Raw genomic sequence first — 20,103 nt, forward strand, 5'->3', positions numbered from 1 at the left:
CTGTGTCCATCCAGGCCCATAAGAAGAATGGTGTCAGATCAACGGCGCGGAGCGGGAGCGTACCCAGAGCCCACCCCGGTCGGCCCGGTCACTCTACCGGGCAGGACGGGGGTTGGGTCAGTGGTCCTGCGGGTCCTGACCGTGCGCAGCCGCGGCGGTCACGAGTTCCGTGAGCACTCCGTGACAGTCCTTGGGGTGCAGGAAGGTGATCCTGGAGCCCATGGACCCGTGCCGGGGCTCGTCGTAGAGCACCCGCACACCCTTGTCGCGGACGGCCTGGGAGTCAGCGTCGACGTCCGCGGTGCCGAAGGCGATGTGGTGGACGCCCTCGCCGTTCTTGGCCAGCCACTTGCCGACCGCGGAGTCCTCCCTGGTCGGCTCCAGCAGCTGCAGGTACGAGGCGCCGCCGTCGGAGGTCCCGTTGATCTTGAGCATGGCCTCCCGGACGCCCTGCTCCTCGTTGACCTCGCTGTGGAACACCTCGAAGCCGTACGTGGCACGGTAGAAGTCGACGGTCGCGTCGAGGTCGAAGCAGGCGATCCCGATGTGGTCGATACGCGTCAGCATGGACCCAGTGCACCCCAGCCCCCGGTGACTACGCAACGTGCGCGCCATCACACGTTCCGCCGGGTGACTCCGGATGTACCCGCCAGTACATTGACGCTAACCCTCGTTAACTCCTCTCTTCAGCCGAAGGGGCCGCACCATGGGAAACACCACTCGATCGGTGATCGTCGCGGGCGCACGCACTCCGATGGGCAGACTGCTCGGCGGCCTGCGCGGCTTCTCCGGAGCCGACCTCGGCGGCTTCGCCATCAAGGCCGCCCTGGAGCGGGCCGGCATCAGCGGCGACCAGGTGCAGTACGTGATCATGGGCCAGGTGCTGCAGGCCGGCGCGGGCCAGATCCCCGCCCGCCAGGCCGCGGTCAAGGCCGGCATCCCCATGTCGGTGCCCGCCCTCACGGTGAACAAGGTGTGCCTGTCGGGCCTGGACGCCATCGCGCTGGCCGACCAGCTGATCCGGGCCGGCGAGTTCGACGTCGTGGTCGCCGGCGGCCAGGAGTCCATGACCAACGCCCCGCACCTGCTGCCCGGCTCCCGGGCCGGCTTCAAGTACGGCGCGATCGAGATGCTCGACTCGATGGCCCACGACGGCCTCACCGACGCCTACGAGAACATCGCGATGGGCGAGTCCACCGAGAAGCACAACACCCGGCTCGGCATCGAGCGCGCCCCGCAGGACGAGTTCGGCGCCCTCTCCCACCAGCGGGCCGCCGCCGCCCAGAAGAACGGCGTCTTCGACGCCGAGATCACCCCCGTCGAGGTCGTCCAGCGCAAGGGCGAACCGGTCGTCGTCAGCAAGGACGAGGGCATCCGCCCGGAGACCACCGCCGAGTCCCTGGGCCGGCTGCGCCCCGCCTTCGCCGCCGAGGGCACGATCACCGCGGGCACCTCCTCGCAGATCTCCGACGGCGCCGCCGCGGTCGTCGTCATGAGCCGCGCCAAGGCCGAGGAGCTGGGCCTGACCTGGATCGCCGAGATCGGCGCCCACGGCAACGTGGCGGGCCCCGACAACTCGCTGCAGTCCCAGCCCTCCAACGCCATCGCCCACGCCCTGGGCAAGGAGGGCCTGACCGTCGCCGACCTGGACCTCATCGAGATCAACGAGGCCTTCGCCGCGGTCGCCGTGCAGTCCATGAAAGACCTCGGGGTGACACCTGAAAAGGTGAACGTGAACGGCGGCGCCATCGCGCTGGGCCACCCCATCGGCATGTCGGGAGCCCGTATCGTTCTCCACCTGGCCCTTGAGCTGGGCCGCCGCGGCGGCGGCACCGGTGCGGCCGCCCTGTGCGGGGGCGGCGGCCAGGGCGACGCCCTGATCCTGCACGTGCCGACCAACTGAATTCCCGATCGACGGAGGACATCGCGCGATGGTGGACGTGGGGCAGCTGGTCGAGCAGGCCCGGGAGGGCAGGCCGCGGGCCGTCGCCCGGCTGATCTCGCTGGTCGAGGGGGCGTCCCCGCAGCTGCGCGAGGTGATGGCCGCGCTCGCACCGCTCACCGGCGGTGCGTACGTGGTCGGCCTCACCGGCTCGCCCGGCGTCGGCAAGTCCACCTCCACCTCGGCCCTGGTCAGCGCCTACCGCAAGGCGGGCCGCAGGGTCGGGGTGCTGGCCGTCGACCCGTCGTCGCCGTTCTCCGGCGGCGCCCTGCTCGGCGACCGGGTGCGCATGTCGGAGCACGCCTCCGACCCGGGCGTCTACATCCGCTCCATGGCCACCCGCGGCCACCTCGGCGGCCTCGCCTGGGCCGCACCGCAGGCCATCCGGGTGCTGGACGCGGCCGGCTGCGACGTGATCCTGGTCGAGACGGTCGGCGTCGGCCAGTCCGAGGTCGAGATCGCCGCGCAGGCCGACACCTGCGTGGTGCTGCTCGCCCCCGGCATGGGCGACGGCATCCAGGCCGCGAAGGCCGGCATCCTGGAGATCGGCGACGTCTACGTCGTCAACAAGGCCGACCGCGACGGCGCCGACGCCACCGCCCGCGAGCTGAACCACATGCTGGGCCTGGGGGAGTCGCGCGGCCCCGGCGACTGGCGCCCGCCGATCGTCAAGACCGTGGCCGCCCGCGCCGAGGGCGTCGACGAGGTGGTCGAGGCCCTCGACAAGCACCGCGCCTGGATGGAGGAGCACTCCGTGCTGGCCACCCGCCGCCGCACCCGGGCGGCCCGCGAGATCGAGACCATCGCGCTGACCGCGCTGCGCGCCCGTATCGGCACCCTGGCCGGCGACCAGCACCTGACGGCGCTGGCCTCCCGGGTCACCGACGGCACCCTCGACCCGTACGCGGCGGCCGACGAGCTGGTCGCGGGCCTGACGGGGGAGTGAAGGGCGGCATCGGCGGGCGGCGGCGGCAAATCGCGTGGCGGCCACGGGGCCGCACCCCGCAGCATGGGCGGATGAGCGACCGACCCGCACGATGGACCAAGGCCACCGTCTACCCCGACATGTGGGCCGACCCCGACGACGACCCGCGCAACAGCGAAGGGAACAGCCCGGACGGCGAACTCGCCACGCTGCAGGACTTCCTGACCGGCTACCGGCTGACCCTGCGGATGAAGTGCGAGGGCCTGGACGCCGGGCAGCTGGCCCGCCGCTCGGTGCCGCCGTCGACCATGTCGCTGCTCGGGCTGCTGCGGCACCTCGCCGAGGTCGAGCGGGACTGGCAGAACTGGATCACCGACGGCGACCCGCTGCCCGGCCTGTACGGCGGTGACGACGCGGACTTCGACGGCGCCGTCGCCGACCAGGCGGTGGTGGACGCCGCCTACGCCGACCTGGAGCGGGAGCAGGCCGCGACCGACGCGGCACTCGCCGCCCACCCGGACCTCGGCGAGCGGGTGGGCAGGGACCAGGTCGCGGTGCGCGAGCTGATGGTCCACCGCATCGAGGAGTACGCCCGCCACTGCGGGCACGCCGACCTGCTGCGCGAGTGCGTCGACGGCCGGGTCGGCCAGTAGCGCGGCGGCCCCGGGGTCCCGCCGTCGGGGCACCGCCCCCGCGGTCAGGCCAGGTCGTAGGGGCGGGACAGGCCGGACATCAGCCCCGCCAGCTGCTTGTTGGCCTCGGGGCCGCGCAGCAGCTCAGTGAGGAAGCGGCGCAGTTCGACCACGTCCGGGCCGGGGTCGGGGTGGGCGAGTGCGCGCTGCGCCTGCGTGATGTGCAGGGTCCAGGCGCCCACCGGGTGCCGCTCGGCGTGGTAGGTGTCGAGCAGGTCCTGCGGGGCGCCGCCGCGCAGCACCGCGGCCAGCTTCCCGCCGAGGCTGACCGCGTCCTGCACACCGAGGTTCAGGCCCTGCCCGCCGAAGGGCGGGTGGATGTGGGCGGCGTCGCCGGCGAAGAAGACGCCGCCCACCCGGTAGGCCTCGACCTGCCGGGTGGCGTCGCCGAAGCGTGAGGCGGATTCCATCGCGGCCAGCACGGTCTGCTCGCCGTAGACGACCCGCAGCGCGTGCGCGACCTCCTCGAACGTCACCGGCCTGCCCTTGTCCTGCCCTCCGTCGTCCGCGGTGCCGCCTGTGAAGCGGTAGCGGCCGCCGCCCAGCGGCGCCAGCATCACCCAGTGCCCGCCGGCCTCGCGGGTGAGGGTGCTGATGTGGCCGATGCCCGTCGGCACCAGGTCGGACACCGACGAGAGCGTCACGTCGGCCAGCACCGCGGTGAAGGTCCCGGTGCGGCCGGGGAAGGGCACGCCGAGCAGTTTCCGCACGGTGCTGTGGCCGCCGTCGCAGGCCGCCAGGTAGCGGGCGGCGAGCCGCCGGCCGCCCGCGGTCACGGTGACGCCGCCGCCCGCGTCCTGTTCGACCGCGGTCACCGGGGCGTCCCGCAGCACGGTGGCGCCCAGTGCGACGGCCCGCTCGGCCAGCACCTCCTCGACCTCCCACTGCGGGACGGCGAGCGTGTGCGGGTGGGCGGTGTCCCACACCGTGCAGTCCAGCGGCACGGGCAGCATCGCGAAGTGCCCGCCGGCCGCCTCGGTCGGCACGGCCCTGGCCCGCAGTGGCTCCAGCAGGCCGCGTTCCTCGAACAGCTCCTGGGTACGCGGCTGGAGCGCGCCCCCCTTGGTCTGCCGCAGCGGCTCCGGCAGCCGCTCGACCACCAGCGTCCCGACCCCGGCCTGCGCCAGCTCGCACGCCAGCGTCAGCCCGGTGGGTCCCGCGCCCGCCACGATCACGTCGGTCATCGTCCACTCCTCCGGCGCCGTAATCCTCGTCCGAGTGCAAAAGTACACCGGGTGCAAGAAAAAGCCGAGTGCAGGATTCCTGGTACGGTGACCGCATGGCAGGGCTGCGGGAACGCAAGAAGGCACGCACGCACGCCGCCATCTCGGACGCGGCCATCGCGCTGTTCCTGGACCGCGGCTACGACCAGGTGTCGGTCGCGGAGGTCGCGGAGGCCGCCGAGGTCTCCAAACGGACGGTCTTCGCGTACTTCCCCGCCAAAGAGGACCTGGTCGTCCACCGCTTCGCCGACCACGAGGCGGAACAGGCGCGCGTCGTACGCGGCAGGCCGCCCGGCACCGGCCCGCTCACCGCGCTGCGCGACCACTTCCTGGCGGGCCTGCGCGACCGCGACCCGGTCACCGGGCTCAACGACGTGCCGCAGATCCTCGCGCTGACCCGCATGGTCCGGGAGACGCCGGCGCTGCGCACCCGGGCCGTCCGCTTCCAGGAGGGTGCGGGAAAAGCGCTCGCGCAGGCGCTGCGGGAGACCGCGGGAGTCCCCGAGCTGACCGCGCGGCTGGCCGCCACGCAGGTCGTCGCCGTCCACTGGCTGCTGTCGATGGACAACCACCGGGCGCTCGCCGACGGCCAGTCGGCCGACGACCGCTTCTCCGCCGCGCTCGCCGACGCGGACCACGCCTTCGCGGTGCTCGCGGAGGGCCTGGCCGGCTACCTGTAGGGCGCCGCCACCGGCAGCAGGTCGGGGCGCTTGGCCGTACGGCCGGTCCCGGAGGAGCGGCCGCGGGCGTGGCGGGCGACCCAGGGTGCCAGGAAGGCGGCGGCCCAGCGGGCCTCGGTGGCCAGGGTCAGCCGGGCGGCCGGGGTCGGGAAGGGCGTGTTCCAGGCGGGGCCGCCGTCGGGAAGGTGCAGGGCCTGCGCGACCGCGGCGGCGATACGCGCGTGGCCGACGGGCGAGGCGTGCAGCCGGTCGGCGCTCCACAGCCGCGGGTCGGTCGCGACCGGCTCGTGCTCGGTCTCCACGACGGTCACGCCGTGCCGGGCGGCGGCGGCGCGGACGGCCGCGTTGAGGGCGCGCACCCGGGGCCGCAGCGGACGGGTGAGCGGGGCGATCCGGCCGACGTCGGGAAAGGTCAGCGTCACCACGTGCGCACCGCCCGCGGTGAGCGCGGCGAACATCGCCTCCAGCTCCCCGGCCACCGCGCCCGCGTCGAAGCGCGGCCGCATCAGGTCGTTGACCCCCGCCACCACCGTCGCCAGGTCGGGACGCAGCCCCAGGGCCGCCGCCAGCTGCTCGGCGCGCACCTGCCCCGCGAGCTTCCCCCGCACGGCCAGGTTCGCGTACTCCACGCCCGGGCTGACGCGGTCCAGCACCTCGGCGAAGCGGTCGGCCCACCCCCGCAGCCCGCCGGCGCCGTCCCCGTCCCCGACCCCTTCGGTCTGGCTGTCCCCGAGCGCGACATAGCGCCGGTAGGCCCGCACCTCCGCGGCGTCAGATCTGTTCTGCATGGGCTGCCTCCCGGGCGCGCAGGACGGACGCGGTGCCGGTGCACCACTCGCGGGTCTCGCGTTCGAGCGCCAGGCCGCGCAGGCACGTCAGGTACGGGCCGATGCGGGTGCCGTGGCGCAGGTAGTCGTCCTCGGCCTGGTCGCCGCGCAGCCGGGCGAGCAGCGCCTCGAAGGCGGCGATCCGCGTGGTGGCCGCTGCCGCCCGCTCGTCGAGCTGCCGGACCACGTGCCCGGCGCCGACGCGGTCCGCGGCCTGCACCTTCACCAGCAGGTCGTCGCGGATGAAGGTCGGCTTCGGCTCGGCGGCGGCGAAGCGCTCCAGCTCCGCGACACCCGCGCCGGTCACGGTGAAGACCCGTTTGTTGGGGCGGCCGTGCTGGACGACCTCGCGCCCGGCGACCAGCCCCTCCTTCTCCAGCTTGGCCAGCTCCGTGTAGAGCTGCTGGGGCAGCGCGTGCCAGAAGTTGGCCACGCCCACGTCGAACGCCTTGGCCAGCTGGTAGCCGCTGAAGTCGCTGTCCAGCAGCGCCGCGAGCACGGCATGCCGCAGTGCCATCGCCGAGTCCCCCTCTCTCCCGTGGGCTCAGCATACTCAAAAAATTGACTAGTCGCGGATATGACTAGCGGACACTTCGGCTCACGACCGCGCCGGCTTCAGCCGCAGCCCCAGCGGCCGGGCCAGCGCCACCGCGGGCAGCACCAGCGCGACCCCGCCCAGCAGCAGGCCCGCCAGGTCGCCCGCGGGCGCCGTGCCGAACCGCCCGGCGCAGTAGTGCGCGGCGGCCAGCGACAGCGCGGCGCCCGGCAGGAAAGCGGCCAGCAGCCGCACATGGTGCCCCAGCACCCGGGGCCGCCAGGCCAGCCGGCGCCGCAGCAGCGCCGACGTCGCGAGCAGCCCGGCGGTGCAGGCGACCGCGTAGCCGGCCGCCATGCCGGTGACCGCCCAGCGGGCCGGCAGCAGCGCGTAAGAGGCCGCGGCCAGCGACGCGTTGACGCCGGCGATCAGCACGTTGAGGAAGAAGGGGGTACGGGTGTCGCCCAGCGCGTAGAAGCCGCGGGCCAGCAGGTACTGGCCCGCGAAGGCCGGCAGGCCCAGCGCGAAGGCGGTGAGCATCCAGCCGATGGCGGCCGCGTCGGCGTCGGTGGTCGCGCCGTGCTGGAAGACGACGCCGGTGATCTGCGGTGCGAGGGTGACGAAGGCCAGCACGGCGGGCACCACGGCGGTACCCGACGCGTTCAGGCCGCGCGTCAGGTCCGCGCCGATCGACGCGTGGTCGCCGTCGGCCGCGGCCCTGCTCATCCGCGGCAGCAGCGCGGTGACCAGGGAGACGGTGACGATGCCCTGCGGGACGACCCACAGGCTGTAGGCGTTGCTGTACGCGGCATAGCCGACGCCCGCGCGGTGCCCCGCGGCCAGCGCGTGCTGCCCCGCCGACGTCGACAGCCGGGTCACGACCCAGTACGCGGCCTGGTTGACCAGCACCAGCAGCAGCGTCCACACCGCGGCCCGCACCGGCTGCGTCAGCCCCGCACCGCGCCAGTCGAACCGCGGGTGCCAGCGGAATCCCGCCGCCCGCAGCGACGGCAGCAGCCCAAGGGCCTGCACCGCGATGCCCGCCGTGCTGCCCAGGCCCAGCACCATCGCGTCGCGGTCGTCGACACCGCCGCGCGCGGTGCCGAGGTAGAGGCCGAACACCGCGATGACGACGAGGTTGTTGAGCACCGGCGTCCACATCATCGCGCCGAACCGGTCGCGCGCCCCCAGCACCTGGCCCAGCAGCGTGAACACCCCGTAGCAGAGGATCTGCGGCAGGCAGTAGCGGGCCAGCGTCACCGTCAGGTCGCGCTGCCCGCCGCTGAAGTCCGGGGCGTACGCCGACACCAGCAGTGGCGCCGCCGCCACGGACACCGCGGTGACCAGCACCAGGCCGACCGCGCACAGCGTCAGCAGCCGGTCGGTGTACGCCCGTCCGCCGTCCGCGTGCTCCTTCGCCGCGCGCACCAGCTCCGGCACGAACACGGACTGGAGGGCGCCGCCGATCATCAGCGCGTAGATGATGTTCGGCACGGTGTTGGCGACGCCGAAGGCGTCGCCGGTCGCTGCGGTGCCGACGGCTGCGGTGATCACCGCGAGCCGGGCGAATCCCGTCGCCCGGGACACCAGCGACCCGGCGGCCATCAGGGTCCCGCTGCGCCGCAGCGACGGCTGCTTCGCGTGGGCGCGCCTGCCACTGCGTGGCGCGGCTGTCGTCAACGTTGTGCTCTCCGTTCTCTGCCACCTTCGCCAGGTGGGGTGCCACTTGCGGTGGCCCGCGCGCCTTCCCCCGGTGGGGGCTGGTCGCGCAGCTCCCCGCGCCCCTGAAAAACGCTCACCCTCTGCGGAAGAGGGCGCCGCATGCAAGCGCCCGCCTCTGCGGAGGAGGGCAACCATCAGGAGGCGCTGGGGGTACCCCCAGGCGAAGCTCTGGGGGCGGAACTGCGCGACAAGCCCCCACCGGGGCGCGGGTCGTCACCGGACGGAGGGGGCTGTTCGGTTCGGAGGCGGACCACCGGCCCGGATGTGGAGGGGGCGCCCCAGGGCGCAAGTGTGCCGTACGCGCGGCTGGGGCCGAAGCCCCGCGCGATGTCGGGAAAGTCTCTGTCACATACCCGGAGGTACACGCGTGTTACATGTGAGCGGGCCGCCCCGGACCGCCGCATACGCGGAGGACGACGCCTTGACGATGAGCACCCACCATCGCCCGCAGGCCCCGGCGGGACAGCGTAACGGCCCGCTGCTCCTCCAGCCGGTGACGGGCGGCGAGCACGCCGCCTTCCTGCGGCGCCCGGGCCCGTACACCGCGAGCTTCCTGCAGACACCGGCGTGGGCCAGGGTCAAGACGGGCTGGCGCTCGGAGACCCTGGGCTGGTTCGACGCGGACCAGCGCATGGTCGGCTCGGCGCTGGTCCTCTACCGCCGTCCTCCCGGCGTACGCCGCTTCTTCGCGTACCTGCCGGAAGGCCCCGGCGTGGACTGGGCGGACCCGCAACTGGAGCGCTGGCTCGACCCGTTGCTCGCGCACCTGGCGGGCACCGGCGCCTTCGCCGTACGGATGGGGCCGCCCCTGGCGTACCGCAGGTGGTCGGCACGGACGCTGAAGGACGCGGCGGGGCCGGGGCGCAGGGTCGGGGACGTGCTGCCCGACCTGGTGGAGCCGCTGGGCACCGCGGTCGCCGACCGGCTGCGCGAGTCGGGCTGGCGGCGCTGCGGGGAGGACGGGCAGGGCGTGGGGGTACCTCCCAGGCGGATCTCCGGGGGAGCGCAGCCCCGGCTGCTGTTCGAGGTGCCGCTGGCCGGGCGCGGCCTGGACGACCTGTGGACGGGCCTGAACCAGGAGTGGCGCCGCAACATCAAGAAGGCCGCGAAGTCCGGTGTGTGGACCGGCGTCGAGGGGCCGCAGACGCTGCCGGCCTTCCACGACCTGCTGCGGATCACCGAGCGCCGCGACGGCTTCGACCTGGGCCGCGGCCTGGACTACTACCAGCGGCAGTATGCCGAGCTGAACGCGGAGCGGCCCCGCAGCATGCGCCTGTACACCGCCCGCCACCAGGGCGAGCTGCTGGCCGCGCACACCCTGCTGACCGCGCCGGACGGCAACCGCGTCTGGTACCAGACGGGCGCGTCCGCCGACCACCGCCGCGAGGTGCGGCCGAGCAACGCCCTGCAGTGGCGGATGCTGTGCGACGCCCTGCTGGCGGGCGCCGCGGTCTACGACATGCGCGGGGTCCCCGACGACCTGGACCCCGCGGCCCGCGCGCACGGGCTGCTGCGCTGGAAGCTCGGCACGGGCGGCGAGGCGGTGGAGACCGTGGGGGAGTGGGAACTGCCGCTCCAGGGCGCGGTGAACAAGGCCCTGCACCGGGCGATGCACACGTATCTGACCCGCCGCTGAGCCCGCAGGACCGGTCGGAAGGCAGCCGGGCGCCGAGCCCGCGCAAGGGCGGCCGGGGGCCGGCGCGGCAGGAATGCGGCGTGCGCTGAGCCCGCGGGACCGGTCGGAAGGCAGCCGGGCGCCGAGCCCGCGGGAGCGCGCCGGTTGCGCTCAGGCCGCCAGTGCGGCCGGCACCGCGCGGGTGCGGCGCACCATCCGCAGGACCAGGACCACGCTCAGCGTGCCGCCGACCCCGGAGCCGGCGATGACGGCGTAGGGCGGCGCCCATTCGGCGAGGGCGCCGCCGACGGTGATGCCCAGGCCCTGCAGGGTCATCAGTCCCGCGCCGAGCAGCGACATGGCCTGCCCGCGCATCTGGTCGGGCACGTCGTCGACGAACCAGCGGTCCATGCCCAGCGCGTAGGCCGCGCACAGCCCGGTGAGCACCAGCAGCACCAGGGCCAGCGGCAGCGACGGGTCGAGGGCGAAGAGGACCAGCGGCAGCAGCGAGACCGCGGCGAGCGGCAGCACGATACGGTCCCTGGCCGCGGGCGACAGCAGTGTCCCGGCCAGCACCTCGCTGACGGCGGTGCCCGCGGGCATCGCGGCGAGGAAGAGGCCGAAGCCGACCGTGCCGATCCCGGCGGCCTTGGCGAAGGGCGCCGCGAGGCCCTCGGCGACGATGAAGAACATCGGCGGCACCCACCACATCAGCAGCAGCGCCCTGATCCGCGGGTCGGCCATCAGCCGCCCGGCCGAGGCGATGGACTCGCGCATCAGCCGCCCGCTGCCGGTGGCGCGGGCCGGGCGGTCCGCGGTGCCCAGGCGCAGCAGCAGCGCGGACCCGGCGAAGGTGCACGCGGTCAGCAGCAGCGCGGAGCGCGGGGTGAGCCACACCAGGACCAGGCCGCCGAGGCCGAAGCCGGCGATCTGCGAGCCCTGGGCCACGATCCGCACCAGGGAGCGGCCGAGCACGTAGCGCTCGCCCTCCAGGATGTCGGCCAGGCTCGCCGCCCTGGTGCCGGTGAACAGCGGGGCGATCAGTGAGACGGCGACCCGCAGCACGAACAGCAGCACCACGGGCGCCCCGGGTATCGCCATGGCGGCCACGCAGCCGCAGGAGAGCACGTCGCAGGACACCAGGACCCGGCGGGAGGGGTAGCGGTCGGCGATGCCGGACAGCAGCAGGCCGCTGAGCGCGTAGGGCAGGTAGGTCAGTGCGAAGACCAGGGCTGACAGGACGGCGGAGCCGGTCTCGGCGAAGATCAGGACGGCGAGCGCGACCTCGGCGAGGACGCCGCCGAGCAGGGACAGCACGTGCGCGGCGAAGATCGGCCGGAATTCGCGGACGGAGAACACCGCGCCGTAACCGATGGTGCTTCCGCTGTCGGCGCCACCGGGGGTGGTGGTGGCGTTGTCCGCGTCCTTCACGTGCTCTTCTCCGGCCGGCGAAGCGTGGTTGACACCGCGTGGAGGGTGCTCGCTGTCCGTTGTCATGTCATCACCCTGGAGCCACAGGGACCCCACGTGTAGTCTTTCGCGTACAGCCGAATCTTGGGGGTCATGATGTCGCTTCGCATGCGTTTTGCGGCTGAGGACCTGCTGAGGTGCCGTTTTGCCATATCCCCGCTGCGTGAGGCGCAGGGCGCGGTGCGCACCCTGTCCCGCCCCGACCGGCACGGCCACCACCTGCCGTGGCTGCGCCAGGTCAGGGCCGCGGCGGCCGGTCTCGACCTCGCCCCGCTGTGGCTGCTGGCCCCCGAGCACGGCTACGGCCCCGACTTTCTGCAGCCCATCCCCGAGGTGCCGCTGGCCGGTCTCGACGAGGAGCTGGACGTCGTCAGGTCCACCCCGCCGGAGGTCGCCAGGCTGCAGATCGCGGTTGCCCTCTCCCAGACCCCCGGCGCCGCCGACACCCGCAGGGGCCGCGCCATGCTGGCCGACCCCGCCGGGACCGTACGGCAGCTGGCGGGGCTGTACGAGCACGTGTGGGCCGCGCTGCTGGCCCCGCACTGGCCGCGGCTGCGCGCGGTCCTCGAAGCCGACGTCGCCTACCACGCCCGGCGGCTCGCCGACGGCGGCATGCAGCGGCTGTTCACCGGGCTGCATCCGAAACTGCACTGGTCGGAGGGGGCGCTGACCACCGCGGGCGCCATGGGGCCGCTGCCCGAGCCCGGCGGGCGCGGCCTGGTGCTGGTGCCCAGCGTCTTCTTCTGGCCCGAGGCGGGCAGCGCCTTCGACCCGCCCTGGCAGCCGCTGGTGATCTACCCGGCGCGCGGCATCGGCGGCCTGTGGGCGCCTGGCGGCCCGACCGCGTCCGCGACCCTGGTGCGGCTGCTGGGCGCCAACCGGGCCGCGATCCTCAGCGGCCTCGACGCCCCCAGCACCACCACGGCACTGGCGCACCGGCATGTGATGGCGATGTCGTCGGTCTCCGCACACCTGGCGGTGCTGCGGGACGCAGGGTTGCTGACGTCCCGCCGCTACGGGCACCAGGTGCTCTACGAGCGCACCCCGCTGGGCATCGCCCTGGCCACCGGGGGGCCGCTGTGAGGCCCGCGGGCGGCGGCGCCCGCAGGACCGCCGCGGTCCGGTTGTAGTCCCTGCCCGCTCCGCACGTGACGCAACCGTGGCCCCTGTGCTACGGCAGGATGTCCGAAAACGGCCGTCAACCGGCCAGATACCGCTCCACGGTGGCCACCTTGGAGTCCAGGCCGTCCGTGACGCCGGGCCGCAGATCCGCCTTGAGGACCAGCGACACCCGCGGTGCCCGCTCCTCGACCGCGGCGACCGCCCGCTTGACCACGTCCATCACCTCGTCCCACTCGCCCTCGACCGAGGTGAACATCGCGTCCGTGCGGTTCGGCAGCCCGGACTCGCGCACCACCCGCACCGCGTCGGCGACGTATTCGCCGACGTCCTCGCCGACGCCCAGCGGTGTGACGGAGAAGGCGACGATCATGCGCCGACCGCCTGCTGCGCCTCGGCGCGGGCGGCCACGACCGCGTCCTCGCACTCGCGGGCGAGCGTGCGCTCGGCGAAGAAGCCGCCGGTCGGCAGGACCGACAGCACGAACAGCAGCGCCGCCCGGCCGAAGCCCCAGCGGGCGCGGTTCCAGGCCAGCGCCCACAGCACGACGTATCCGACGAACAGCACGCCGTGCACCATGCCCATCACCGGCACCGCGTTGAAGTCGGTGGTGCGCTTGAGCACCGAGCAGACCAGCAGCAGCAGGAAGGAGACCGCCTCCGGGGCGGAGATCAGGCGCAGCCTGCGCAGAGCGCCGGCGGTCTTCAGGTCCACGGGAAAACCTCACTGTCGATGCTGCCGGCACTGTCGGCCGGGGGGCGGTGCCCGACCCCGGGCGGGCCGGGACCGGATCTTGTGAACGCGATCACAAGGATGCGTCCATTATCACCGGCCCGTATCGATGACCTGCCCCGGGGGTAGGAAACCGTCCGGCGGGCGATAGCGTCCATGTCCACGACATCTGTACGTACTCAACGGGGACCGGGACACGATGAGCATCGACTGGGACCGCAGGCACTGCGCCCGCAAGGGCCACATCACCTACGCGCCCGACGAGCTGCGGCTGCGCAGCCGGCTGCACGCGAGCACCGCCGTCGGCGAGGTGTGGCGCTGCCTGCGCTGCGGCGACTTCGTGCTGGGCGACCCGCACGGCACCGGCCCCGCCGACCGGGCACCGCTGGTGCCGCGCGGCCGGGCGCTGCGCGACCTGTTCATCCTGCGCTTCCTCGCGGTCGAGCGGATCCTGCGCGGACTGCTGATCGTGGTCGCCGCCTGGGCAGTGTGGAAGTTCAGCAACTCGCAGGACGCGGTGCGCAAGCTCTTCGAGGACGACCTCACCGCCTTCAAGCCGGTCGCCGACCACTTCCACTACGACCTGGACCACTCACCGGTCGTGGACACCATCCGCAAGACCTTCGACTACAAGAAGTCCACCCTGCAGATCGTCGCCGCGGCCCTGCTCGGCTACGCGCTGATCGAGATCATCGAGGGCTTCGGGCTGTGGTGGGCCAAGCGCTGGGCCGAGTACCTGACGGTCGTCGCCACCGCCGCCTTCCTCCCCCTTGAGGTCTACGAACTGACCGAGAAGGTCAGCTACTTCAAGATCGGCACCCTCGCGCTCAACGTGCTGGCCGTCCTCTACATCCTGCTCGGCAAGCGGCTGTTCGGCCTGCGCGGCGGGCACAAGGCCTTCGAGGCCGAGCGGCGCAGCGCCTCGCTCCTGGAGGTCAAGGAGGCGGCGGGCGAGAACGGCGAACCGCTCGAACCGCTGCCGGTACGCCCCCGCACCGCCGCCGACAGCAGCTGAGCCATGGCGACCTTCCGGCTGCAGGGCACCCGGGTGCTGGCCGTCGACCTGGCAGGCGACGCGGTCAAGGCCAAGAAGGGCGCCATGGTCGCCTACGACGGCGAGATGACGTTCAAGAAGATGACCGGCGGCGGCGAGGGCCTGCGCGGCCTGGTCACCCGGCGGATCACCGGCGAGGCCATGGCGGTGATGGAGGTCAAGGGCCACGGCACCTGCTGGTTCGCCGACCGGGCCACCGAGATCAACCTGGTCGGGCTCACCGGCGACAAGCTGCACGTCGAGGCGAGCAACCTGCTGGTCACCGAGCCCTCGCTGCGCACCGGCACCACCTTCACCGGGCTGCGCGGCGCCTCCCAGGGCAACGGCCTGTTCACCACCACCGTCGAGGGCACGGGCCAGGCCGCGATCATGTCCGACGGCCCCGCCATCGTGCTGCGGGTGACCGCCGGCACCCCGCTGGTGGTCGACCCCGGCGCCTACGTCGCCCACACCGGCAACCTCCGCCAGCAGCTGCGCTCCTCGGTCGGCCTGCGCACCCTGATCGGCGAGGGCTCGGGCGAGAGCTTCCAGATCCACTTCGAGGGCGAGGGCCTCGTCTACGTCCAGCCCAGCGAGCGCAACACGGTCGGGGGGCAGATCTAGGTGGGCTTCACCCGTATCAACTCCAAGCTGGTGGAGGCGCGCATCGTGCCCGGACAGCGGATGTTCAGCCAGCGCGGCGCCATGCTCGCCTACCGCGGCGCCGTCACCTTCACCCCCAGCATCGTCGGCGGGCAGGGCGGGGTCATGTCGATGATCGGCCGCCGGGTCGCCAACGAAGCGACCCCGCTGATGACCGTCGAGGGGGACGGCCTGGTGATGTTCGGCCACGGCGGCCACCACATCCACACCGTGGACCTCAGCGGCGAGACCCTCTACGTCGAGGCCGACCGGCTGCTCGCCTTCGACGGCTCACTGGCCCAGGGCACCATGTTCATGGGCTCGCAGGGCGGTGTGATGGGCGTGATACGCGGCCAGGTCACCGGGCAGGGGCTGTTCACCACCACCTTGCAGGGCAAGGGCTCGGTCGCCGTCATGGCGCACGGCGGCGTCTTCGAACTCCCCATCACCCCCGGCCGCCCCGTCCACGTCGATCCGCAGGCCTACGTCGCCCACCGCGGCGACGTCCGCAACAAGCTCGCCACCGCCGTCGGCTGGCGCGAGATGGTCGGCCGCGGCTCCGGCGAGGCCTTCCAACTCGAACTCAGCGGCCAGGGCACGGTCTACGTACAGGCCTCGGAGGAGAAGCTGTGACCCACCCCGAAGGCCCGGTCGTCCACGACCCGTACACGCTGCCCGCAAACGACAACGTCAACCCGTACGCCTTCTGCGTCGACCTTGACGGCCAGTGGTTCCTGCAGAAGGGGAAGATGATCGCCTACTACGGGCAGGTCGACTTCCACGCCATCGGCCACGGCCCGCTCGACCACCTCGTCGCCGCCAACTTCCACTCCCCGCTGCACGCCAGCGCCTGGGTCGTCGCCCAGGGCCGCGGCAAGATGCTGCTCGCCGACCGGGCCTACGACATCAACTCCTACGACCTGGACGACGGCAACCTCACCATCCGCTCCGGCAACCTGCTGGCATTCCAGCCGGGCCTGGCGCTCAAACAGTCGATCATCCCGGGCTTCCTCACCCTGATCGGCACGGGGAAGTTCGTCGCCGCCTCCAACGGGGCCGTGCACTTCGTCGAGCCGCCGATCCGCGTCGACCCGCAGGCCCTCGTCGGCTGGGCCGACTGCCCCAGCCCCTGCCACCACTACGACCACGCCTACATGCGCGGCATCCTCGGCGGCATCAGGGCGCTCACCGGCATCGGCGGAGCCTCGGGTGAGGAGCACCAGTTCGAGTTCACCGGCGCGGGCCAGGTGCTGCTGCAGTCCACCGAGGAGCTGATGGCCGCGGCCGACACCGGCGGCGTCCCCGGCAGCGCCGGCCCCGGGGTGCCCGGCGCGGGCCTCGGCTGACCCGCTGCGTACGGTGACCGCACCGCTACCCTGGCGATCATCCGGAATTCAACGGACGGTAGAATTCCCGGTATGACCACCGAGACCGCCGAAAGCGCCGCCACCTGGCTCACCGAGGAGGAGCAGCGCGCCTGGCGCATTCACCTCGACGTCAGCCGGCTGCTCATGTACCAGCTGGAGCGCGACCTGCAGCCTTTCGGCCTGACCAACAACGACTACGAGATCCTCGTCAACCTCTCGGAGGCCGAGGACCACCGGCTGCGGATGAGCGACCTGGCCAAGTCGACCCTGCAGTCCAAGAGCCGGCTCTCGCACCAGATCACCCGCATGGAAGCCGCGGGGCTCGTCCGCCGGGAGAACTGCGAGTCCGACCGGCGCGGGCTGTACGCGGTGCTCACCGAGCAGGGCTGGGACACGATGCGCCAGGTCGCCCCGCGCCATGTCGCCTCGGTGCGCGAGCACTTCATCGACCTCATCCCGGCCGCGGACCTGGCGGCCTACCGCCAGGCCCTCACGCCCGTCGCCACCCACCTCCGCGCCAACCGCGCCCGCTGACCCGGGGGTACCCCCGGTCTGCCCCTCCTCCCCCCGGTGGGGGCTGTGCGCGCAGTTCCCCGCGCCCCTTCGGTGATTGCCCCTTGCGGTGGGCTTGCACCTTCGAGTGCGTGGGTGGCTGGGCGCGCAGTTCCCCGCGCCCCTCGAAAACGTTCACCCTCGCAGGCAGAGGGCGCCGCCTGAAAAACGCTCACCCTCTGCGGAAGAGGGCACCCCCCAGGGGCGCGGAAAACTGCGCGGCCAGCCCGATGCCGGGCGGCAGACGCGCGACGGCTGCAAGTGGCAGCCCGGAGGGCGCACCCTCGGAAGACACCTGTCACAAAAGGCCGCGCCCCCGCGTGTAAGAAGCGGGAGGGCACCGTACATGAACCCGGAACCCGCGGAGCGCACCGCGGACTTCGACGAGTTTTACGCCGCCACGGCCAAACGCATGGTCGCCGTGGTCTTCGCCGTGACCGGCGACCTGGCGGAGGCGGAGGACGCCGTCCAGGAGGCATACGCGCGTGCCTGGGTGCGCTGGCCGGCGCTGACCGCCGAGGGCGACCCGACCCCGTGGGTCAGGACGGTCGCGCTGCGACTGGCCGTGAGCACCTGGCGCAAGGCGCGCAACCGCATGCGCGCCCACTTCCGGCACGGGCCGCCCCCGGACGCACCGGACCTGGCACCGGACCGCGTCGCGCTGGTCGCGGCGCTGCGGGGGCTGGGCGACGACCAGCGCACCGCCGTCGTGATGCACCATCTGCTCGACCTGCCGGTCGAGGAGATCGCCCGGGAGACCGGGGTGTCGCCCGCCGCGGTCAGGACCCGGCTGAGCCGCGGCCGCAAGGCGCTCGGCGCCCGGCTCAGGGACGAACCCGAGCCCGCAGACCCCGAACCTGCCGCCTGCGCGCGGCGACTCACCGAAGAGGTGCCTTTCCATGGCTGACGAGCTGGACGACCGGCTCAGGGACCTGGCCCGCGACACGGAACCCCTCGTCGTCCTCGCAGGACCGCAGGCCGTCCGTGCCCGCGGCGAGCGCCGCAGGGCGCGCCGCAGGGCCGCGGCCGCGGGAACTGCGGCGGTGCTCGCGCTCACCGTCGGCGGCTGGCAGCTGCTGCCCCGGCTGGAAGGCGGCGGCACCGGTACGGCGGCCCCGGCGGGCAGCGTCTCCGCGCTGCCGCCGGAGCCGCGGCCCAGCGCCCTGCAGGCGCAGCTGGCGGCGGCACTGCTGCCGGACACCGCGATGCCGTACGGCGTGAAGTGGCAGTGGACGGGCGTGACGCCGGAGAAGGCGTCGAAGTACCAGCCGCCCTGCCAGGCGGACCCGGTGGCACCACCGGACGCGGAGGCGATCCGTACGTACACCGCCCAGCGCACCTCCGCGGTCGCCACCTACCGGGTGCTCGCCTACGCCGACCCCGCCCTCGCCGCGGAGCAGACCCTCCTGCTGCGCCAGCTGATGCAGGTGCACTGCGGGATGTCGCAGCCCGCGGGCACGCCCCCGACCGCCCCCGACGCTCCCTCCGCCGACGGCACATCCGGCTTCTGGGGGGCATCGAAGTCCTACCCCGGGGTAACGGCATGGGTGGAGTGCCGGGGCCGCTTTGTCGCCGTCCTGCTGGTGAACGCGCCGGGGGACCCGCAGACCCGCTACGAAGGCACCGGCGTCGACAAGTGCATCGCCCTGTCGCTGCACCGGCTGGCGCAGGGCTCGACCGCCGCCGACACGGAAGGCCCGCCCACCGCGTCCGGCGGCACCACCTTCTCCTACTCCTGCTGACAAGGAAACGAACCGCCGTGCACCTCATACGCAGTTCCCGCCGTCCCCGCCCCCGGGCGCTCGCCCTGCCCGCCGTCCTGCTCGCGCTCGTGCTCGGCGCCACCGCGTGCGGCGGCCACGACAGCGCGGGCGGCGACTCCCCGCCCGGCAAGGACCGCGCGGGCGGCACCGCGACGACCGCGGCAGGCCCGCACGTCACGGTGACCCCGGCCGCGGGCAAGGACGGTGTCGCCCCCGGCGCCACGGTCAAGGTCACCGTGGCCGACGGCACCCTCGGCGCCGTGACCGTCACCCCCAAGGGCAAGGCGTCGGACGGCGTCGACCCCGTACCGGTGACCGGCACCCTCGACCCGGCGGCCGGCACCTGGACCTCGGACCGCACCATGACGCCCGGCACCTCCTACACCGTCACCGTCACCGCGGCCGGCGCGTCGGGAGGGAAGTCCACGACCACCAGCACCTTCACGACCGCAGCCGCGGCCGAGGTCAACGGCGTCACCCCGACCCCGCTCAACAACGCCGTCGTCGGCGTCGGCCTGCCGGTCTCGCTGGCCTTCGACGTCCCCGTCACCGACCGGGCCGCCGTCGAGAAGGCGCTCACGCTGACCACCACCCCCGCGGTCAAGGGCAGTTGGGGCTGGCTCACCGACCCGCTGACCGGGGTCCAGCGGGTCGACTGGCGCCCCGACGCCTACTGGCCGACCGGCACCCAGGTCACGCTGACGGCGAAGCTGAGCGGTATCGACACCGGCGGCGGGCGCTTCCTGCGCCGCGACATCCACGACACCTTCCGCATCGGCACCGCCCGCATCTCGTACGCCGACCTGGCCGCGCACACCCTGCGCGTCACCGAGAACGGCCGCACCGTGAAGACCTTCAAGATCTCCGCGGGCAGCGCCGACTTCCCCACCTGGAACGGGAAGATGGTCGTGATGACCAAGCAGTCCAAGGTCCGCATGACGTCGGCCTCGGTCGGCATCGCCACCGACAAGGACGCCGCCGACTTCTACGACGAGGACGTCAACAACGCGGTGCGCATCACCTCCTCGGGCACTTTCGTGCACGCGGCACCCTGGAACGACCGGTGGATGGGCAAGCAGAACAAGAGCCACGGCTGCATCGGGATGAGCGACCCCGACGCGAAGTGGTTCTTCGACCGGGCCACCCGCGGCGACCTGGTCATCGCCTCCGGGTCGAGCCGGGCCGTGGTCGACAAGGGCAACGGGTACGGCGACTGGAACCTCGGCGCCGACCAGTGGCACGCGCTGAGCGCTCTCGCCTGACG

22 protein-coding genes are annotated in these 20,103 nt (G+C 73.3%); 14 read left to right on the forward strand and 8 right to left on the reverse strand.

Features of this window, described 5'->3' with window-relative positions:
- Window positions 1–117: 117 nt before the first annotated feature.
- On the reverse strand, window positions 118–567 hold the full coding sequence (gene mce / locus JT723_RS05905; RefSeq protein WP_205043405.1) for a methylmalonyl-CoA epimerase: 450 nt from the start codon (window positions 565–567) through the stop codon (window positions 118–120).
- A gap of 139 nt (window positions 568–706) precedes the next feature.
- Between mce and JT723_RS05910 the strand changes: the two genes are divergently transcribed.
- The 3 genes from JT723_RS05910 to JT723_RS05920 all read left to right on the forward strand — a co-directional run bounded on the left by JT723_RS05910 (window position 707) and on the right by JT723_RS05920 (window position 3,520).
- On the forward strand, window positions 707–1,903 hold the full coding sequence (locus JT723_RS05910; RefSeq protein ID WP_205043406.1) for an acetyl-CoA C-acetyltransferase: 1,197 nt from the start codon (window positions 707–709) through the stop codon (window positions 1,901–1,903).
- A 28-nt stretch (window positions 1,904–1,931) separates the two neighbouring features.
- Entirely contained in the window at window positions 1,932–2,888 is a 957-nt protein-coding gene (gene meaB, locus JT723_RS05915; RefSeq protein WP_205043407.1) for a methylmalonyl Co-A mutase-associated GTPase MeaB, read from the forward strand.
- A gap of 71 nt (window positions 2,889–2,959) precedes the next feature.
- Window positions 2,960–3,520 carry a mycothiol transferase gene (locus tag JT723_RS05920; RefSeq protein WP_205043408.1) on the forward strand — a complete coding sequence of 187 codons (561 nt, stop codon included), beginning with the start codon at window positions 2,960–2,962 and terminating at the stop codon, window positions 3,518–3,520.
- A 44-nt stretch (window positions 3,521–3,564) separates the two neighbouring features.
- Here JT723_RS05920 and JT723_RS05925 read toward each other — a convergent pair whose 3' ends face one another.
- Window positions 3,565–4,743, reverse strand: a complete 1,179-nt coding sequence (locus JT723_RS05925) for an FAD-dependent oxidoreductase (RefSeq protein ID WP_205043409.1) — start codon at window positions 4,741–4,743, stop codon at window positions 3,565–3,567.
- 95 nt (window positions 4,744–4,838) lie between these two features.
- Between JT723_RS05925 and JT723_RS05930 the strand changes: the two genes are divergently transcribed.
- Complete coding sequence (locus JT723_RS05930) at window positions 4,839–5,462, forward strand: TetR/AcrR family transcriptional regulator (RefSeq protein ID WP_205043410.1); 624 nt, start codon at window positions 4,839–4,841, stop codon at window positions 5,460–5,462.
- Here the strand turns inward: JT723_RS05930 and JT723_RS05935 are convergent.
- The 3 genes from JT723_RS05935 to murJ form a co-directional block, all read right to left on the reverse strand.
- Complete coding sequence (locus JT723_RS05935) at window positions 5,453–6,250, reverse strand: SGNH/GDSL hydrolase family protein (RefSeq protein WP_205043411.1); 798 nt, start codon at window positions 6,248–6,250, stop codon at window positions 5,453–5,455. The genes JT723_RS05930 and JT723_RS05935 overlap by 10 nt on opposite strands.
- Window positions 6,234–6,806 carry a PadR family transcriptional regulator gene (locus JT723_RS05940; protein ID WP_205043412.1) on the reverse strand — a complete coding sequence of 191 codons (573 nt, stop codon included), beginning with the start codon at window positions 6,804–6,806 and terminating at the stop codon, window positions 6,234–6,236. Before JT723_RS05940 ends, JT723_RS05935 begins: the two co-directional genes overlap by 17 nt.
- Window positions 6,807–6,887: 81 nt before the next feature.
- The gene (murJ, locus tag JT723_RS05945; protein WP_240165149.1) at window positions 6,888–8,504 is read right to left on the reverse strand and encodes a murein biosynthesis integral membrane protein MurJ; all 1,617 of its coding nucleotides are present in this window, start codon (window positions 8,502–8,504) and stop codon (window positions 6,888–6,890) included.
- A gap of 469 nt (window positions 8,505–8,973) precedes the next feature.
- Here murJ and JT723_RS05950 point away from each other — a divergent pair, with 469 nt between their 5' ends.
- Window positions 8,974–10,182 carry a lipid II:glycine glycyltransferase FemX gene (locus JT723_RS05950; RefSeq protein ID WP_240165150.1) on the forward strand — a complete coding sequence of 403 codons (1,209 nt, stop codon included), beginning with the start codon at window positions 8,974–8,976 and terminating at the stop codon, window positions 10,180–10,182.
- Window positions 10,183–10,332: 150 nt separating this feature from the next.
- Here JT723_RS05950 and JT723_RS05955 read toward each other — a convergent pair whose 3' ends face one another.
- Window positions 10,333–11,658, reverse strand: coding sequence for an MFS transporter (locus JT723_RS05955; RefSeq protein ID WP_205043415.1), 1,326 nt, complete (start codon window positions 11,656–11,658; stop codon window positions 10,333–10,335).
- A 69-nt stretch (window positions 11,659–11,727) separates the two neighbouring features.
- On the opposite strand from JT723_RS05955, the gene JT723_RS05960 reads away from it, so the two are divergent.
- Window positions 11,728–12,714, forward strand: coding sequence for an ArsR/SmtB family transcription factor (locus JT723_RS05960; RefSeq protein WP_205043632.1), 987 nt, complete (start codon window positions 11,728–11,730; stop codon window positions 12,712–12,714).
- A gap of 115 nt (window positions 12,715–12,829) precedes the next feature.
- On the opposite strand, the gene JT723_RS05965 is transcribed toward JT723_RS05960, so the two are convergent.
- Together JT723_RS05965 and JT723_RS05970 are read right to left on the reverse strand one after the other, a co-directional pair.
- A complete protein-coding gene (locus tag JT723_RS05965) occupies window positions 12,830–13,123 on the reverse strand; it encodes an MTH1187 family thiamine-binding protein (RefSeq protein ID WP_205043416.1) in 294 nt (97 codons plus the stop codon).
- Window positions 13,120–13,464: a DUF3817 domain-containing protein gene (locus tag JT723_RS05970; RefSeq protein WP_205043417.1), complete on the reverse strand. Its 345-nt coding sequence runs from the start codon at window positions 13,462–13,464 to the stop codon at window positions 13,120–13,122. The genes JT723_RS05965 and JT723_RS05970 overlap by 4 nt, the downstream gene beginning before the upstream one ends.
- 217 nt (window positions 13,465–13,681) lie before the next feature.
- On the opposite strand from JT723_RS05970, the gene JT723_RS05975 reads away from it, so the two are divergent.
- The 8 genes from JT723_RS05975 (at window position 13,682) to JT723_RS06010 (ending at window position 20,101) form a co-directional block, all read left to right on the forward strand.
- Entirely contained in the window at window positions 13,682–14,497 is an 816-nt protein-coding gene (locus tag JT723_RS05975; protein ID WP_205043418.1) for a DUF2127 domain-containing protein, read from the forward strand.
- Window positions 14,498–14,500: 3 nt separating this feature from the next.
- Window positions 14,501–15,139, forward strand: coding sequence for an AIM24 family protein (locus tag JT723_RS05980; RefSeq protein ID WP_205043419.1), 639 nt, complete (start codon window positions 14,501–14,503; stop codon window positions 15,137–15,139).
- On the forward strand, window positions 15,140–15,790 hold the full coding sequence (locus JT723_RS05985) for an AIM24 family protein (RefSeq protein WP_205043420.1): 651 nt from the start codon (window positions 15,140–15,142) through the stop codon (window positions 15,788–15,790).
- Window positions 15,787–16,503 carry an AIM24 family protein gene (locus JT723_RS05990; protein ID WP_251512442.1) on the forward strand — a complete coding sequence of 239 codons (717 nt, stop codon included), beginning with the start codon at window positions 15,787–15,789 and terminating at the stop codon, window positions 16,501–16,503. Before JT723_RS05985 ends, JT723_RS05990 begins: the two co-directional genes overlap by 4 nt.
- Window positions 16,504–16,575: 72 nt before the next feature.
- Window positions 16,576–17,058, forward strand: coding sequence for a MarR family winged helix-turn-helix transcriptional regulator (locus JT723_RS05995; protein WP_205043421.1), 483 nt, complete (start codon window positions 16,576–16,578; stop codon window positions 17,056–17,058).
- Between the two features lie 364 nt (window positions 17,059–17,422).
- A complete protein-coding gene (locus JT723_RS06000) occupies window positions 17,423–17,983 on the forward strand; it encodes a SigE family RNA polymerase sigma factor (protein ID WP_205043422.1) in 561 nt (186 codons plus the stop codon).
- Window positions 17,976–18,818: a hypothetical protein gene (locus tag JT723_RS06005; RefSeq protein WP_205043423.1), complete on the forward strand. Its 843-nt coding sequence runs from the start codon at window positions 17,976–17,978 to the stop codon at window positions 18,816–18,818. The genes JT723_RS06000 and JT723_RS06005 overlap by 8 nt, the downstream gene beginning before the upstream one ends.
- Window positions 18,819–18,835: 17 nt before the next feature.
- The gene (locus tag JT723_RS06010; RefSeq protein WP_205043424.1) at window positions 18,836–20,101 is read left to right on the forward strand and encodes a L,D-transpeptidase; all 1,266 of its coding nucleotides are present in this window, start codon (window positions 18,836–18,838) and stop codon (window positions 20,099–20,101) included.
- Window positions 20,102–20,103: the final 2 nt, after the last annotated feature.

The organism is Actinacidiphila bryophytorum, from assembly GCF_016916835.1.
GTDB classification, from domain to species: domain Bacteria; phylum Actinomycetota; class Actinomycetes; order Streptomycetales; family Streptomycetaceae; genus Actinacidiphila; species Actinacidiphila bryophytorum.

Excerpts from the sequence above, each read along its gene's own strand:
- mce (WP_205043405.1), bottom strand. The coding sequence starts at position 567 with ATGCTGACGCGTATCGACCACATCGGGATCGCCTGCTTCGACCTCGAC.
- JT723_RS05910 (WP_205043406.1), top strand. The coding sequence starts at position 707 with ATGGGAAACACCACTCGATCGGTGATCGTCGCGGGCGCACGCACTCCG.
- meaB (WP_205043407.1), top strand. The coding sequence starts at position 1,932 with ATGGTGGACGTGGGGCAGCTGGTCGAGCAGGCCCGGGAGGGCAGGCCG.
- JT723_RS05920 (WP_205043408.1), top strand. The coding sequence starts at position 2,960 with ATGAGCGACCGACCCGCACGATGGACCAAGGCCACCGTCTACCCCGAC.
- JT723_RS05925 (WP_205043409.1), bottom strand. The coding sequence starts at position 4,743 with ATGACCGACGTGATCGTGGCGGGCGCGGGACCCACCGGGCTGACGCTG.
- JT723_RS05930 (WP_205043410.1), top strand. The coding sequence starts at position 4,839 with ATGGCAGGGCTGCGGGAACGCAAGAAGGCACGCACGCACGCCGCCATC.
- JT723_RS05935 (WP_205043411.1), bottom strand. The coding sequence starts at position 6,250 with ATGCAGAACAGATCTGACGCCGCGGAGGTGCGGGCCTACCGGCGCTAT.
- JT723_RS05940 (WP_205043412.1), bottom strand. The coding sequence starts at position 6,806 with ATGGCACTGCGGCATGCCGTGCTCGCGGCGCTGCTGGACAGCGACTTC.
- JT723_RS05950 (WP_240165150.1), top strand. The coding sequence starts at position 8,974 with ATGAGCACCCACCATCGCCCGCAGGCCCCGGCGGGACAGCGTAACGGC.
- JT723_RS05955 (WP_205043415.1), bottom strand. The coding sequence starts at position 11,658 with ATGACAACGGACAGCGAGCACCCTCCACGCGGTGTCAACCACGCTTCG.
- JT723_RS05960 (WP_205043632.1), top strand. The coding sequence starts at position 11,728 with ATGTCGCTTCGCATGCGTTTTGCGGCTGAGGACCTGCTGAGGTGCCGT.
- JT723_RS05965 (WP_205043416.1), bottom strand. The coding sequence starts at position 13,123 with ATGATCGTCGCCTTCTCCGTCACACCGCTGGGCGTCGGCGAGGACGTC.
- JT723_RS05975 (WP_205043418.1), top strand. The coding sequence starts at position 13,682 with ATGAGCATCGACTGGGACCGCAGGCACTGCGCCCGCAAGGGCCACATC.
- JT723_RS05980 (WP_205043419.1), top strand. The coding sequence starts at position 14,501 with ATGGCGACCTTCCGGCTGCAGGGCACCCGGGTGCTGGCCGTCGACCTG.
- JT723_RS05995 (WP_205043421.1), top strand. The coding sequence starts at position 16,576 with ATGACCACCGAGACCGCCGAAAGCGCCGCCACCTGGCTCACCGAGGAG.
- JT723_RS06000 (WP_205043422.1), top strand. The coding sequence starts at position 17,423 with ATGAACCCGGAACCCGCGGAGCGCACCGCGGACTTCGACGAGTTTTAC.
- JT723_RS06005 (WP_205043423.1), top strand. The coding sequence starts at position 17,976 with ATGGCTGACGAGCTGGACGACCGGCTCAGGGACCTGGCCCGCGACACG.